14 protein-coding genes and 1 pseudogene are annotated in these 14,389 nt (G+C 51.5%); 3 read left to right on the forward strand and 12 right to left on the reverse strand.

What is annotated here, in order from left to right; genetic code table 11:
• Nucleotides 1-174: 174 nt before the first annotated feature.
• Nucleotides 175-393: an osmotically-inducible lipoprotein OsmB gene (gene osmB, locus HV107_RS24450; RefSeq protein WP_182061301.1), complete on the forward strand. Its 219-nt coding sequence runs from the start codon at nt 175-177 to the stop codon at nt 391-393.
• Nucleotides 394-498: 105 nt separating this feature from the next.
• Here the strand turns inward: osmB and yciH are convergent, their stop codons facing one another.
• From yciH to pgpB, 5 genes are all read right to left on the reverse strand, one after another.
• The gene (yciH, locus tag HV107_RS24455; protein WP_182061302.1) at nt 499-825 is read right to left on the reverse strand and encodes a stress response translation initiation inhibitor YciH; all 327 of its coding nucleotides are present in this window, start codon (nt 823-825) and stop codon (nt 499-501) included.
• Nucleotides 825-1,562, reverse strand: coding sequence for an orotidine-5'-phosphate decarboxylase (gene pyrF, locus HV107_RS24460; RefSeq protein WP_182061303.1), 738 nt, complete (start codon nt 1,560-1,562; stop codon nt 825-827). The genes yciH and pyrF overlap by 1 nt, the downstream gene beginning before the upstream one ends.
• A 186-nt stretch (nt 1,563-1,748) precedes the next feature.
• Nucleotides 1,749-2,918 (reverse strand): lipopolysaccharide assembly protein LapB, encoded by a 1,170-nt coding sequence (gene lapB / locus HV107_RS24465; protein ID WP_182061304.1) that lies wholly within the window; start codon nt 2,916-2,918, stop codon nt 1,749-1,751.
• A gap of 6 nt (nt 2,919-2,924) precedes the next feature.
• Entirely contained in the window at nt 2,925-3,233 is a 309-nt protein-coding gene (locus HV107_RS24470) for a LapA family protein (protein WP_182061305.1), read from the reverse strand.
• 148 nt (nt 3,234-3,381) lie between these two features.
• Nucleotides 3,382-4,149 carry a phosphatidylglycerophosphatase B gene (pgpB, locus tag HV107_RS24475; RefSeq protein ID WP_182063588.1) on the reverse strand — a complete coding sequence of 256 codons (768 nt, stop codon included), beginning with the start codon at nt 4,147-4,149 and terminating at the stop codon, nt 3,382-3,384.
• 197 nt (nt 4,150-4,346) lie between these two features.
• Here pgpB and ribA point away from each other — a divergent pair, with 197 nt between their 5' ends.
• A complete protein-coding gene (ribA, locus tag HV107_RS24480; protein WP_182061306.1) occupies nt 4,347-4,937 on the forward strand; it encodes a GTP cyclohydrolase II in 591 nt (196 codons plus the stop codon).
• 43 nt (nt 4,938-4,980) lie between these two features.
• Here the strand turns inward: ribA and acnA are convergent, their stop codons facing one another.
• The 6 genes and pseudogenes from acnA to topA form a co-directional block, all read right to left on the reverse strand.
• Nucleotides 4,981-7,656, reverse strand: a complete 2,676-nt coding sequence (gene acnA / locus HV107_RS24485) for an aconitate hydratase AcnA (RefSeq protein WP_182061307.1) — start codon at nt 7,654-7,656, stop codon at nt 4,981-4,983.
• Between the two features lie 175 nt (nt 7,657-7,831).
• A pseudogene (ymiC, locus tag HV107_RS27435) lies at nt 7,832-7,921 on the reverse strand (small membrane protein YmiC); the annotation flags it as partial.
• A gap of 138 nt (nt 7,922-8,059) precedes the next feature.
• On the reverse strand, nt 8,060-8,230 hold the full coding sequence (locus HV107_RS24490) for a hypothetical protein (protein ID WP_182061308.1): 171 nt from the start codon (nt 8,228-8,230) through the stop codon (nt 8,060-8,062).
• Between the two features lie 2 nt (nt 8,231-8,232).
• Nucleotides 8,233-8,373, reverse strand: coding sequence for a YmiA family putative membrane protein (locus HV107_RS24495; RefSeq protein WP_220458422.1), 141 nt, complete (start codon nt 8,371-8,373; stop codon nt 8,233-8,235).
• 338 nt (nt 8,374-8,711) lie between these two features.
• A complete protein-coding gene (gene cysB, locus HV107_RS24500; protein WP_006175683.1) occupies nt 8,712-9,686 on the reverse strand; it encodes an HTH-type transcriptional regulator CysB in 975 nt (324 codons plus the stop codon).
• A gap of 187 nt (nt 9,687-9,873) precedes the next feature.
• Nucleotides 9,874-12,471, reverse strand: a complete 2,598-nt coding sequence (topA, locus tag HV107_RS24505; RefSeq protein WP_182061309.1) for a type I DNA topoisomerase — start codon at nt 12,469-12,471, stop codon at nt 9,874-9,876.
• Between the two features lie 399 nt (nt 12,472-12,870).
• Between topA and HV107_RS24510 the strand changes: the two genes are divergently transcribed.
• On the forward strand, nt 12,871-13,122 hold the full coding sequence (locus tag HV107_RS24510) for a YciN family protein (protein WP_014070502.1): 252 nt from the start codon (nt 12,871-12,873) through the stop codon (nt 13,120-13,122).
• Between the two features lie 34 nt (nt 13,123-13,156).
• On the opposite strand, the gene sohB is transcribed toward HV107_RS24510, so the two are convergent.
• Nucleotides 13,157-14,203: a protease SohB gene (sohB, locus tag HV107_RS24515; RefSeq protein ID WP_182061310.1), complete on the reverse strand. Its 1,047-nt coding sequence runs from the start codon at nt 14,201-14,203 to the stop codon at nt 13,157-13,159.
• Between the last annotated feature and the right edge of the window lie 186 nt (nt 14,204-14,389).

A 14,389-nucleotide genomic window follows, 5' to 3' on the forward strand; every position in this document is an offset into this window, starting at 1 on the left:
CAGCGTTAAAATCGTAAAATTAATATTAGCGATATAACAGGAAGTGACTATCACCTGCGTGATTACGTAACGCCTGCGCGACCAGCTTTCACGGGAAACGGAATTTAAGTATGCCAATGGTCTATACTTAAAGTGTATTTCTTTCCGTGAATCGATAATTCAGGAGAAAGTATTATGTCTTTAACCAGCAAAAAATTAACCGCAGCTGTTCTGGCTGTTGCTCTGGCAATGTCCCTGAGCGCATGTTCCAACTGGTCGAAACGCGACCGTAACACTGCCATTGGTGCCGGTGCCGGTGCAATCGGTGGTGCGGTCTTAACTGACGGTAGTACGCTGGGTACGTTAGGTGGTGCTGCTGTTGGCGGTATTATCGGTCACCAGGTGGGCAAATAATCTCCATAACGGCAGCCACCGATATAAAGATAATTTTGAATATATTTCAGGTCTGACTTACGCACGTAAAAATAGAGCCACGGTATTTACCGTGGCTCACTTATTTTAACCGCCCGCCAGTTTTACTTTCATACCTTTGGCTTCGAGCAGTGATTTAATTAAATCTCGTTTGTCGCCCTGAATTTCAATAATACCGTCTTTCACAGCGCCGCCACATCCGCATTTCTTTTTAAGCTCAGCTGCAAGTTTCGCCAGTTCAGCATCGTCTGCATCAATACCGGTAATCAGGCAAACACCTTTACCCTTTCTGCCACTGGTCTGACGCTGGATGCGCACTACACCGTCGCCTTTCGGGCGCTCTGCCGCAGCTTTGGGTTCATCGATGCGGCCGGTTTCAGTGGAGTACACCAGGCGGCTGTTAGAATCGCTCATTACGCGCCCTTCTTCAGTGAGGCATTGATGGCCTTCAGCGTTTGAGCCGGGTTAGCCGATTGCGTTATCGGGCGACCGATAACCATATAGTCAACACCCGCCGCCAGCGCCTGCTCAGGCGTCATGATGCGGCGCTGATCGCCCACGTCACTTCCTGCCGGACGAATACCCGGTGTGACAAGCTTGAACGCCTGACCCAGTTCAGATTTGAAGCGTACAGCTTCCTGCGCGGAACAGACCACCCCGTCCAGACCACAGTTTTGTGTCAGGCGCGCAAGACGTTCAGCATGCTCAGCAGGTGACAACGTCACGCCAAGATCGCGCAGGTCACTTTCGTCCATGCTGGTCAGAACCGTTACGGCAATCAGTAATGGCGCGTCTTTGCCAAAAGGTACAAGCGCTTCACGCGCGGCAGTCATCATACGCGCCCCGCCCGATGCATGGACGTTTACCATCCATACACCCAGTTCGGCAGCCGCGGCAACCGCATGTGCCGTGGTGTTGGGGATATCGTGAAATTTCAGGTCGAGGAAGATTTCAAAGCCCCGCTGTTGGAGGTCACGCACGATTTGTGGCCCAAACAGCGTGAACATTTCTTTGCCGACTTTCAGGCGGCAGTCACGCGGATCAATGCCATCGACGAAGGCAAGTGCAGCATCGCGGTTATTGTAATCGAGAGCAACAACAACAGGAGAATCAGTAACTACGCGGGAAGCGGAGGAAGTAACAGACGTCATGACCAGCCCTTTTTCGTCTATGGGCGCACAGCGGCGCGGAACAGATAAACGGCCAGCATTCTACCTGCCGGCGCCACAAATGAACAGAATCGATTTCTTTTCCTGCCAGGCTAATGACTGCACGGTGCTGACAATATATAAAACACACATTAGTATGTTGTAACTAAAATAATGCGTTTTAAAAAATTACTGCCCGTCAAGGCCGCGAATAGGCTTAATCGTGGACCACGCACGGCACGAAGGACAGTGCCAGTAAAGCGTATAAGCGGTGAAACCGCATTTCTGGCAGCGATAGCGCGGCTTACTGCGCACCTGTTCACCCACCATGTCGCGCAGCACCATCAGGCTCTCTTTAGCGCGCCCTTCTTCCGCATCATTCAGGTGATAGTCCATCAGCTTATGGAAGACCCGCATTGTTGGATGGCGCTGAAGCTGACGGGTGATATACACCTGCGCCGTGTCACTGCCTTCGTGCTGTTCAACAACGTCAGACAGCATCAGCTCGGCGGTAGCTCCGGTGTTTTCCTCGACACAGCGACGCAGGAAGGTGACCCACTCATCTTGTTTATTCAACTGCTGGTAGCAGGTTTGCAGCATTTCCAGCGTTTCGCTAACCAGCTCTTTATCCTGATCAATCACCCGCAGCAGGCATTCAACCGCTTTGGCAAACTCACCGTTTGCCATAAAGACGCGACCCATCATGATGGAAATACGCGCACTGTTACGGTCAGCCGCGGCACCTTTTTTCAGCAATGTCATGGCTTTATCCATGTCATCGCTACCCATCTGTTGCAATGCGAGTTCACAGTAGAAATGGGCTATCTCAACGCGCTGTTTGTCTTTACCCAGCTTCACCAGACGTTCAGCAGTATCAATGGCCTTCTGCCAGTCGCTTGTCGCCTGGTAGATCTGTAACAGCTGCTGCAACGCGCTGATTCGAAAATCGGTTTCATCGACCAGTTGCGTAAACATGTCTTCGGCACGGTCGTACAGACCGGCGGCCATGTAGTCACGGCCCAGTTGCTGAACCGCGAGTAAGCGCTGATCGTAGGTCAGCGAAGCGCTTTCCATGAGGGTCTGGTGAATGCGGATCGCGCGGTCAACTTCGCCTCGCGAGCGGAACAGGTTTCCGAGGGTAAGATGGGCTTCAACGGTACCGGTGTCCTCTTTAAGCATATCGAGGAACAGGTCTACCGCTTTATCCTGTTGGTTGCTCAGCAGGAAGTTCACCCCCGCAACATAGTCACGGGAGAGTCGGTTTGCTTCATCCTGCTTTGTTTGTTGCGCACTTCTGCGGCCCATATACCAGCCATAGGCTGCGGCTACAGGCAAAAGCAGAAACAACAACTCCAGCATATTCGATTATTCCTTGGCTACCGGCACACCAGAACGCTCTGGAATGTCAGCCGCGGGCGCAATTTGAAGTTCAAGGCGTTTGATTTTACGTTCAGCGCGCGCAAGAGAAACACGAACTTTAAGCCAGAACAGACCGCAAACCAGCCAGCCGATGATAAATCCCGCAGCGAACAACACCGCGAGCAGGCTTGATACCCGGTACTCACCTTGTGCCAGCAGATAGTTAAACGTCACCTGTTGGTCGTTCTGCGCACCCAATGTGACTGAAATGACAAAAATCGCCAATACCAGTAAGAAAATGAGTAAATATTTCACATTACTTCCCGTTATGTGGTTCAAGCGAATAAAGTGTGTTCAACTTACCGCAATCAGCCTTATAAACTATCATTTTAGTGACGGGCGCGATACGGAAAAAGTAACGCGCCAGCATGGGATTTATGGGCTAAATGCAGAATATCAACCGTCAGACCCCGCTTTGCTCTCTTTCCGCGATTTCTTTCTTCTCTTCCGGTGGCGGCGTCAGCGGCCCACACACTCTCTGGGCAAGCCAGGTGGCGAAGGTCACCAGCACCCAGGAGATAAGCGTGGCAACAATCAAATCACGTGGCCAGTGCATACCCAGCAGCAGACGGCTTCCCATCACAGCCGTTGCCCACACCAGCAACACAGCTATCGTCGCCGTCCGGCGACGTGGCCAGAGTAACCCCACACCAAGTAACGCCCAGCTGGCAGCAAACATCGTATGACCGGAAGGGAACGCGAAGCCAGCTCCTTTTTGCCAGTGCTTACGCAAAAACTTGGGAATATCCTGTTGTTCCGAAAGTTGTTCTTTGACCAGCGCGCCACGGTCCTTACGCTTTAAATTGTAGAACTCATCCACCGGGATATGGTGCGTTTTTTCCAGCCAGACAACGAACGGGCGCGGCTCCTGCACATGGTCTTTCACCCAGGACTTCACCCCTTGCCCGACGACAATTGCCGCCGCAAGAATGGCAAATAGCATTACTGCAGGGCGAAGACGAAAACGCAGGCACCACAGGAACCATGCACACAGCAGTACATGGGTAATGATCCCCCAGGGTTGAGAAACCGTTTCTGTTATCCAGTACAGAACTTTAAGCCAGGCAGTATGTTGTCCGGGCTGCCATGTCCAGCCGGAAATCCACACGGCCAGGGGCATGATAAGTAAGATGGCCGCACCTGCTGCCGTTCGTCGGGCAATTGAAAGCATGTCTTCTCCTTGTTCGCTAAGCGTCACAATCATAACTGAATTTAGCCCGGCAGGTGGATATGTCGGATCGTGCGTTTAACGTTCGTATAGCATGGCGGCGATTAGGTGAAGTTGCTGAGCTTGTGGCAAAATGAACAGATACAGAAAGCCAAACAGGCGAAAGACACGAAACGTGTCAGCATACTCTGGAGAATCACATGCAGCTTAAACGTGTGGCAGAAGCCAAACTGCCAACCCCATGGGGCGATTTCCTGATGGTGGGATTTGAAGAACTGGCAACCGGACAGGATCACGTCGCCTTAGTGTTTGGCGACATTTCAGGGCAGACGCCGGTGTTGTCTCGCGTCCATTCGGAGTGTCTGACTGGCGATGCCTTGTTCAGCCTGCGCTGCGACTGCGGTTTCCAGCTGGAAGCGGCCCTGACGCACATCGCGGAGGAAGGTCGCGGGGTTCTGCTCTATCACCGCCAGGAAGGTCGTAATATCGGTCTGTTGAATAAAATCCGTGCTTACGCCCTTCAGGATCAGGGTTACGATACGGTCGAAGCTAACCATCAACTCGGTTTTGCCGCCGATGAGCGTGATTTCACCCTGTGTGCAGATATGTTCAAGCTGCTGGGTGTGGATGCAGTGCGTCTGCTGACGAACAACCCGCGTAAAGTTGAGATCCTGACGGAAGCCGGCATCAATATTGTTGAACGTGTACCGCTGATTGTGGGGCGTAATCCGAAAAATGCCCACTATCTCGACACCAAAGCCGCGAAAATGGGCCATCTGTTAAGCGAATAATTGCTGTAAGCCCGGCGCGATAATTCGCGCCGGGCACGTTCAATCAATCCAGCATCTTCCGAATCACATAATGCAGGATGCCGTCATTCTGGTAATACGTCAGCTCTGTTGCGGTATCGATGCGACACCGGCAATCAAGCATTTCTGTTTTCCCGTCAGCACGAGTAAGCTTCACCGGCACAGTTTTACCCGGTTGCAGATTTTGCAATCCACTGATGTCTATCTGCTCCTCCCCGGTCAACCCCAGCGTTTTGCGCGTCATGCCCTGCGGGAACTCAAGTGGCAAAATCCCCATACCAATCAGATTCGAACGGTGAATACGTTCAAATGACTCGGCAATAACCACCCGTACACCCAGCAGACGCGGTCCTTTTGCCGCCCAGTCACGGCTTGAGCCGGAACCGTACTCTTTACCGGCGATAACCGCGAGTGGAACACCCGCCTGCTGATAACTGACCGCCGCATCATAAATCGATACCACTTCCGTTCCTGGCAGATAGCGAGTCATGCCCCCTTCCACGCCCGGTACCATTTCATTGCGGATACGAATATTGGCAAACGTACCGCGCATCATGACCTCATGGTTACCACGACGCGAACCGTACGAGTTAAAGTCCCTGCGCTCCACACCACGTCCTTGCAGATAGCGCCCTGCAGGGCTGTCGGCTTTTATACTGCCTGCCGGAGAGATATGGTCTGTGGTAACGGAGTCGCCCAGCATTGCCAGCACGCGCGCCCCCTGGATATCTTTCAGCGGCGCAGGCTGAGCCTGCATCTCATCAAAGAAAGGCGACAGGCGGATATAAGTCGAATCATCCTGCCAGGCGTAGGTGTCAGACCCCTCTACCGCAATGGCTTTCCACTCAGGCGTGCCTTCAAACACTTCCGAGTACTCTTTATGGAACATTTCGGTAGAAACCTGCTCAACCGCGCGCGCAATTTCCTGCGATGTCGGCCATATATCTTTGAGGTAAACCGGCTGGTTGTTCCTGTCCTGGCCAAGCGGGTCGGAAACCAGATTGATGTTCATGTTGCCGGCCAGCGCATAAGCCACAACCAACGGAGGTGATGCCAGCCAGTTAGTTTTCACCAGCGGGTGAATACGGCCTTCGAAATTGCGGTTACCGGACAAAACAGCCCCAACCGTCAGATCACCCTGTTTTATCGCCAGCTCAATAGGCTCAGGCAGGGGCCCTGAGTTCCCGATACAGGTGGTACATCCGTATCCCACAAGATTAAACCCAAGTTCGTCCAGATACGGTGTGAGCTTTGCCTTGGCCAGATAATCGGATACCACTTTCGACCCCGGAGCCAGCGACGCTTTCACCCACGGTTGCGGTTTTAACCCTAGCTCTACGGCTTTTTTCGCCAGCAGACCCGCGGCCATCAGCACGCTCGGGTTAGAGGTATTGGTACAGGAGGTAATTGCCGCAATGACAACTGCGCCTTCCGGCAACTGCCAGGTTTGCCCGTTCAGAACATAATCTACCGGGCGATGATCTTTTTGCGCTGCGTTAAGCTCCAGCTCGTTACTGGCCGCAAACGCTTTTGGTACGTTTTGTAGCGCCACCCTATCCTGCGGACGTTTTGGCCCTGCCAGGCTTGCCTCTACGGAGCCCATATCAAGCTCCAGCGTGCTGGTAAAGACCGGCTCATCGCCCGGGTTGCGCCACATCCCCTGCGCTTTGGTGTAAGCCTCTACGAGCGCCACCTGCTCTTCTGTGCGCCCACTCAGGCGTAAATATTCCAGCGTGACATTATCAACCGGGAAAAAGCCGCAGGTTGCACCATACTCTGGCGACATATTGGCAATAGTGGCACGGTCGGCAAGCGGCAGTGAATCAAGGCCGTCACCGTAGAACTCAACAAATTTGCCGACCACACCATGCTGGCGCAGCATCTGAGTGACTGTCAGCACCAGATCCGTGGCAGTAATACCCTCAGGGAGCTTGCCGTTGAGTTTAAAACCCACTACGTCGGGTATTAGCATTGAAACCGGCTGCCCGAGCATCGCGGCTTCAGCTTCAATCCCCCCAACACCCCAGCCCAGCACACCCAGGCCATTAATCATGGTGGTATGCGAATCGGTGCCCACCAGCGTATCGGGGTATGCGATCCACTCTTTACCCTGTAACTCGCTCCAGACGGCTTTCCCCAGATACTCCAGGTTAACCTGGTGGCAAATGCCGGTGCCGGGTGGCACGACACTGAACCGACTGAAAGCTTGTTGTCCCCACTTCAGAAAGACATAGCGCTCGTGATTTCGCTCCATCTCCAGACGCACGTTCTCATCGAACGCACCCTCGTCACCAAAGCGGTCGACAGTGACGGAGTGGTCAATAACCAGATCCACCGGGGATAGCGGGTTTACTTTCGCCGTATTTCCACCAAGACGTTTTACGGCTTCCCGCATGGCGGCTAAATCAACAACGGCAGGTACACCCGTGAAGTCCTGCATCAGCACCCTCGCAGGGCGATAGGCAATTTCCCGGTCAGCGTGGGCATGTTTTAGCCAGCCTGCCAGTGCATGAATGTCATCCGCAGTGACAGAATCGTCATCCTGCCAGCGTAAGAGGTTTTCCAGTAAAACTTTCAGCGACTTGGGTAACCGCGAAATGTCCCCAAGGCTTTTGGCAGCCAGCGGCAAACTGTAGTAATACCAGGTTTTGTTTTCTGCCTGCAACGTGTCCTTACTGGCTTCGCGTAGGGTTAACGACATAAGCTCCTCCTTAATTACAGAGATACCCTGATAAATTCCAGGGCCGTAATTAAAGATAACACATGGTGGATGTAACGTTTTGATAACAACCCAAATTGATAAATTGTCGCGAGTGAAGAAGGCGGGTAAAAAACAAAAAACCCCGCCGTAGCGAGGTTTTATCAATCAGTAAAAAGGTTAGCCAGACAAGCTGACACCAGAAGAGAATCGACAACGAAAAAACGCCTATCCACGACCAGTATTTGAGAGTTCTCACGTTATTCATCATAGCAACACCAGACTTTATTAATTAGTGATCCTGAGTGAGTTCCTCAGTACTATATTGCTGATGTGTATTTATAAAAGAGTACAAAAGCGCAGAGACATTCTTCGGACTATTCGCGTAATAACGCTCAAAACCAAATTATTGTTTTTTAGGTTCGTCTTCAGCGAAGATATCAATAAAGGCCTTCTGCTGGGGAGTGAGTTCCCATGAGGCTGGAACACTGGTAGCCGGCTCTTTACGCGCTTTGCGGCGACTGTCACGATGCTGACACATCTGTTTGACCGATTCTGTACGTACCGTCACTGTCATAGTTAACCCCAATATTTCCAGGCCAGGAGAGCAACCACCACCCAAAACAGGGCAGAGACAACAAAGACCGTCAGCCAGGCTTTGCGTTTAAGCGCAGGGTCCCTTTGCGGTTCTTCACTTCCTGACGGCATTGCTAACCTCATACAATCGACATCGCTTATCATTTTGATACCAAACAATTGGTACAAGTAATTATCAGTTGAGATAAATCCTAAAGAAACTTTAGCTGAAAAGCCAGTGAATTTACGCAGCGGCGCAGGTTAAATATTCAATCTTTTGACCAGAAATAAATAATTGAAAAGAATTATTTGCGCAGTCGGAATTTACTTTCTACATTTGTCGCAAATTCGCGACAGTAAAGCCTTATAAATAAAATGGGTTATGACATTATATGTCAGCGAAGTGCAGATGATGATAATTCTGATTTAGGTTTAAGCGGATATATCGGTATCTTTCCGTAATGGAAAGATACCGGGAGTGATTATTTGGCAGGGAGCTTAATGTCTTTAAACATCTCTTCGATGTCTTCATTGGAACGCAGAGCTACGGCGGTATCTACGACATCGCGCGTTAAATGCGGCGCAAAGCGCTGAATAAAATCATACATATAGCTGCGCAGGAAGGTGCTGCGGCGGAAACCAATTTTGGTTGTGCTATGGCTGAAAATATCATGCGCATCAAGACGGACTAAATCAGGGTCGGATACCGGATCAACCGCCATGCTGGCAATGACCCCTACCCCAAGCCCCAGCCGGACATAGGTTTTAATCACGTCTGCGTCAGTGGCCGTGAAGACGATCCGCGGCGTTAAACCTGCACGGTTAAATGCAGTGTCCAGCTCAGAACGACCGGTAAACCCGAAGGTATAGGTCACCAGCGGATATTGCGCCAGCTCTTCAATAGTCACCGAGCCCTTACCGGCCAGCGGGTGGTCGGGCGTAACCACAATCGAGCGATTCCAGTGGTAGCACGGCAGCATCACCAGGTCGTCGTAAAGATGCAGCGCTTCTGTGGCAATGGCGAAATCTGCGTTGCCCTTTGACACCGCTTCAGCGATTTGCGTGGGTGAGCCCTGATGCATATGCAATGATACGCGCGGGTAACGCTCGATAAAGCCCTTAATCACCCCTGGCAGGGCATAACGCGCCTGCGTATGGGTGGTGGCAATGTACAACGAACCTTTGTCAGGCCAGGTGTGCTCTCCTGCAACCGATTTAATTGCATCGACTTTAGAAAGCACTTCACGGGCAATACGGATTATCTCCTGCCCCGCGGGCGTAACCTGAGTGAGGTGTTTACCGCTACGGGCAAAAATCTGAATACCGAGTTCATCCTCCAGCATTCGAACTTGCTTACTGATGCCGGGTTGAGAGGTATATAGACCTTCAGCGGTAGAAGAGACGTTAAGGTTGTGATTTACCACCTCAACGATATAGCGAAGCTGCTGTAGTTTCATGCCGGACCATCCGATTTAGCGCACGCGGTCAATCGTTTAAGACGATTTGATAATAAGAAACGGGTTAACTATAACCACTATATCATTTATAGCCTGACTGTATAGTACGGAACAAAAAATAATAACGACGTAATAAAAAAGGGCCGGAAGACCGGCCCTTTTACAGGTAAGTTACGGTAAGTGCAGATTATTTTTTGCCTTCAGCCCATTTACCGTCAACAAAGAAGGCTGACCAGCCAGTCGCTTTACCTTCTTTCTCAGCGGCAACATACTGCTGTTTGGTTTTACGGCTAAAACGCACAACTGTCTTATTACCTTCGGGATCCTGCTGAGGCGCATCGGCCAGATAACGCAGTTTCTCCGGCAGGCGATCGCGGAAGCGATACAACTCTTCCACCAGTGGCGCACGGGTTTCACGCGATTTCGGGAAGGTATTCGCTGCAAGGAAGACCCCAGCGGCACCGTCACGCAGTACGAAGTAGGCGTCTGATTTCTCACACGGCAGCTCTGGCAGCGGAACCGGATCTTCCTTCGGCGGTGCAACTTCGCCGTTACGCAGGATCTTACGGGTGTTCTTACACTCGTCGTTGGTACAGGCCATGTACTTACCAAAACGCCCCATTCTCAGGTGCATTTCGGAGCCACATTTTTCACACTCAACGATTGGGCCGTCATAACCCTTAATGCGGAACTCGCCCTCTTCGATCTCATACCCATCACACGTTGGGTTATTACCGCAGACGTGCAGTTTACGTTTCGGATCGATCAGATAGCTGTCCATCGCGGTGCCACATTTCTTACAACGACGCTTCGCACGCAAGGCGTTTGTTTCAGCATCGTCGCCCTCAAGAATGTTGAGCACTTCGTTCTCTGGCACCAGGTTAATGGTCGTTTTGCAACGCTCTTTCGGTGAAAGCGCGTAGCCTGAACAGCCCAGGAAGACGCCGGTCGTGGCAGTACGGATACCCATTTTACGACCACAGGTTGGGCAGTCGATACTGGTCAGCACCATCTGGTTCGGCAGCATTCCGCCTTCTTCTGGATCTTTCTCGGCTTTATCCAGTTGATGGGTAAAGTCGCTAAAGAAGCTGTCGAGTACCTTTTTCCACTCAGCCTGATGGCTGGCGACCTGGTCAAGGCTGTCTTCCATCTGCGCGGTGAAATCGTAGTTCATCAGCTCGCGGAAGTTAGCTTCCAGGCGGTCAGTAACAATCTCACCCATCTTTTCTGCATAGAAACGACGGCTTTCAACGCGGACGTAACCACGATCCTGGATTGTCGAGATAATTGACGCATACGTTGATGGACGGCCAATTCCACGTTTTTCCAGCTCTTTAACCAGTGACGCTTCACTGAAACGCGCAGGCGGTTTGGTGAAGTGTTGCGCCGGTACCAGTTCGACCAGAGACAGTTCATCGCCCTTGTTCACCGCAGGCAAGGTTCTGTCTTCATCGCCTTTACGCAGCGCAGGCATCACTTTCGTCCAGCCGTCAAAGCGCAGGATACGCCCACGCGCTTTCAGGCGGAAATCACCTGCACCCACAGTCAGAGTGGTGGAGTCGTACTGGGCTGGCGTCATCTGGCACGCCACAAACTGACGCCAGATCAGCTGATACAGCTTCTGCGCATCGGCTTCCATATCTTTCAGCGATTCAGCCAGTACGGACACGTCAGAAGGACGAATCGCTTCGTGCGCTTCCTGGGAGTTTTCCTTGCTGGCGTAATGATTTTGACCTTCCGGCAGATATTTTTTGCCGAAGTTGTCGCTGATATAACCACGCACCATGTTGACTGCATCCTGGCTCAGGTTGGTAGAGTCAGTACGCATATAGGTGATGTAGCCCGCTTCATACAAGCGCTGCGCCATCATCATGGTTTTCTTCACGCCATAGCCCAGACGCGTGCTCGCCGCCTGTTGCAATGTAGACGTAATAAAAGGAGCACCAGGCTTACTGCTGGTCGGTTTATCTTCGCGCTCCAGAACCTGATAGCGTGCTTTTTCCAGCAACGCGACGGCAGCCATTGTCTGCTCGCGATTTTCAGGGCGGAACGGTTTGTCGTTGTGATGGCTTACCTGCAACGGCAGCGCATCACCGCCTGGTGTGGTGACGTTGGCGTCAACTTCCCAGAACTCTTCTGGTACAAACGCTTTGATTTCGCGCTCGCGTTCAACAACCAGACGCACTGCAACGGACTGAACGCGCCCTGCTGACATACCACGGGCAATCTTTTTCCACAGAAGCGGAGAAACCATATAGCCCACAACACGGTCCATAAAGCGGCGTGCTTGCTGAGCATTTACGCGGTCGATATTCAGCTCACCTGGCTTTTCAAACGCCTGGCGAATCGCATTTTTCGTAATTTCGTTAAACACTACACGGCTGTAGCGTTTTTCGTCGCCACCGATGACTTCCCGCAGGTGCCATGCAATGGCTTCCCCTTCGCGGTCAAGGTCGGTTGCGAGATAGATGTGGTCGGCTTTTTCAGCAAGCTGCTTCAGCTCATTGACGACCTTTTCTTTCCCTGGCAGCACTTCATATTGTGCATCCCAGTTGTGCCACGGGTTAACACCCATGCGGTTGACAAGCGCGCTACGTTCATCCTTTTTAGGCTTTTTAGCCCCTTTGGTGGAGGTAGAGTCTGCGCTCTTTTTGCTGGCTGAGCCACTGGTCGGCAAATCGCGGATGTGACCAACGCTGGATTTAACCACGTAGTCATTACCCAGATACTTATTGATCGTTTTGGCTTTTGCCGGGGACTCAACGATGACGAGAGCTTTACCCATATTCACCTTTACCTAATTTAATTCTTCCAGGAATACGCCGCACGTTGATTTCCCTTCCGCTGACGACGAGCTCTTGATATTGAGACTGCGTCAGGGGATATCAACCCCTTTGTCTTACCCTGCGTCAGAAAGATGACGTCCAGGTGATTGAGTTATCGGGTATTTTTCTCAGATAGACGTTAATTCGTGACGAATTCCCGCTCGAATGTCAAGCAATTCTGTTGCCAGAATGACGAAAGCGCACACTGTACCTGATAAAATTCGTTACGCAACTTTATTAGCATGTAATAGCGATTCCCGCCAGCCACCGCAACCGTGCTTACCCCCTCAGATAACAGGGAAAATTTGCCCCCAAAGCCCCTCCGGCGTAGACTATTGTCACTGTTTAAGGAGTGGATTATGCAGAATACAACCCAACCAATTGACCGAGCATCTCTGCTTATTGAAGCGAACAAGCTGATTCGCAACCATGAAGACACCCTCGCTGGCATCGAAGCGACCGGTGTAGAGCAACGAAATGGCGTACTGGTGTTCAGCGGCGAATATTTCCTTGATGAGCAAGGGTTACCCACCCCGAAAAGCACCGCGGTGTTTAACATGTTTAAATACCTGGCGCATACGCTTTCCGAGAAGTATCACCTGGTCGATTAACGCAAAACGCGAGGCAGATGCCTCGCGTTTTCGTTTACAGCAGCGGTTTTTGTCCGCGTTGTAACCAGCGTAACAACAGGCGGTCTGCGCTCTCTGCGGCGCTGTTGGTAAACCGGTCGAGCAGTCGTTTACGCTGTGCGAAGCGCACGCCGACCAGCTCGCGGCCATTCATCAGCCCTAACAACAGATCGTCGCTGGTGCCGACATCATCCACCAGTCCTTTTTCCTGAGCCTGCGTACCGTACCAGTGCTCCCCGGTTGCAACCTGATCAATATCCAGGGTTGGGCGCATACGCTGCACAAAGTCTTTAAAAAGATGATGGGTTTCATTAAGGTCTTCACGAAACTTCTGACGCCCCTCTTCGGTGTTTTCACCCAGCAGCGTTAGCGTGCGTTTGTACTGTCCGGCGGTATGCAGCTCAATGTCGATCTCTTTGTTTTTCAGGAAGCGGTTAAAATTCGGAATTTGCGCCACAACGCCAATGGAGCCAATGATTGAAAACGGCGCAGCAACAATTTTGTCGGCCACACATGCCATCATGTAGCCACCGCTCGCAGCCACTTTATCCACGGCAACAGTTAACGGAATCTGTTTATCCCGCAGACGCTGGAGCTGAGACGCCGCCAGGCCGTAGCCATGCACAACGCCACCCGGGCTTTCAAGACGCAATACCACCTGGTCTTTTGGCTTCGCAACAGCAAGTACTGCCGTTACCTCTTCGCGTAAGGAAGACACTTCATGTGCATCCATACTGCCTTTAAAATCGAGAACATAGACACGTGGTTTAACATCATCCTGCGGGAGATGTGATTTTGCTTTCGCTTTTGCCGCTTTAGCTTCCTGCTTGTGCTTTTTCTTTTGCACTTTTGCCCACTGTTTTTGCTGATGGCTATCCAGCAACGCCAGAGACATCTCTTCTTGCATCTCCTTATACTGTTCGCTTAAGCGGGTGATCCGCAATTCGCCACGCTGACGTTTACGCTGGGTCAGGTTAACGAGTAATACCGCGATTACCGCAATGGCAATCACCACCGTCGCGATTTTGGCTAAAAACAACCCATATTCAGAAAGTAATTCCACGTGTTCCACCTTGATTTAACCACGATTCTTCCCCGCCAGTGTACAACAGCCATTGTCAGGCGTCTTGCTCGTGACAATACCTGTGCGAGCCGCCTTCAGGAATCTCCGTTACTGGATGAAATATTTGCAAATTGTTAATTTCACAGAGAAGCGTCCTGTAGACTGATTGAATTCTCATGCTATTTC

It is taken from the genome of Enterobacter sp. RHBSTW-00175, assembly GCF_013927005.1.
Classification (GTDB): domain Bacteria; phylum Pseudomonadota; class Gammaproteobacteria; order Enterobacterales; family Enterobacteriaceae; genus Enterobacter.

Coding starts and splice junctions, on each gene's coding strand:
- acnA (WP_182061307.1), bottom strand. CDS start 7,656: ATGTCGTTAACCCTACGCGAAGCCAGTAAGGACACGTTGCAGGCAGAA.
- HV107_RS24495 (WP_220458422.1), bottom strand. CDS start 8,373: ATGAGGTTAGCAATGCCGTCAGGAAGTGAAGAACCGCAAAGGGACCCT.
- HV107_RS24490 (WP_182061308.1), bottom strand. CDS start 8,230: ATGACAGTGACGGTACGTACAGAATCGGTCAAACAGATGTGTCAGCAT.
- cysB (WP_006175683.1), bottom strand. CDS start 9,686: ATGAAACTACAGCAGCTTCGCTATATCGTTGAGGTGGTAAATCACAAC.
- pgpB (WP_182063588.1), bottom strand. CDS start 4,149: ATGCTTTCAATTGCCCGACGAACGGCAGCAGGTGCGGCCATCTTACTT.
- HV107_RS24510 (WP_014070502.1), top strand. CDS start 12,871: ATGCAGAATACAACCCAACCAATTGACCGAGCATCTCTGCTTATTGAA.
- pyrF (WP_182061303.1), bottom strand. CDS start 1,562: ATGACGTCTGTTACTTCCTCCGCTTCCCGCGTAGTTACTGATTCTCCT.
- osmB (WP_182061301.1), top strand. CDS start 175: ATGTCTTTAACCAGCAAAAAATTAACCGCAGCTGTTCTGGCTGTTGCT.
- ribA (WP_182061306.1), top strand. CDS start 4,347: ATGCAGCTTAAACGTGTGGCAGAAGCCAAACTGCCAACCCCATGGGGC.
- topA (WP_182061309.1), bottom strand. CDS start 12,471: ATGGGTAAAGCTCTCGTCATCGTTGAGTCCCCGGCAAAAGCCAAAACG.
- lapB (WP_182061304.1), bottom strand. CDS start 2,918: ATGCTGGAGTTGTTGTTTCTGCTTTTGCCTGTAGCCGCAGCCTATGGC.
- yciH (WP_182061302.1), bottom strand. CDS start 825: ATGAGCGATTCTAACAGCCGCCTGGTGTACTCCACTGAAACCGGCCGC.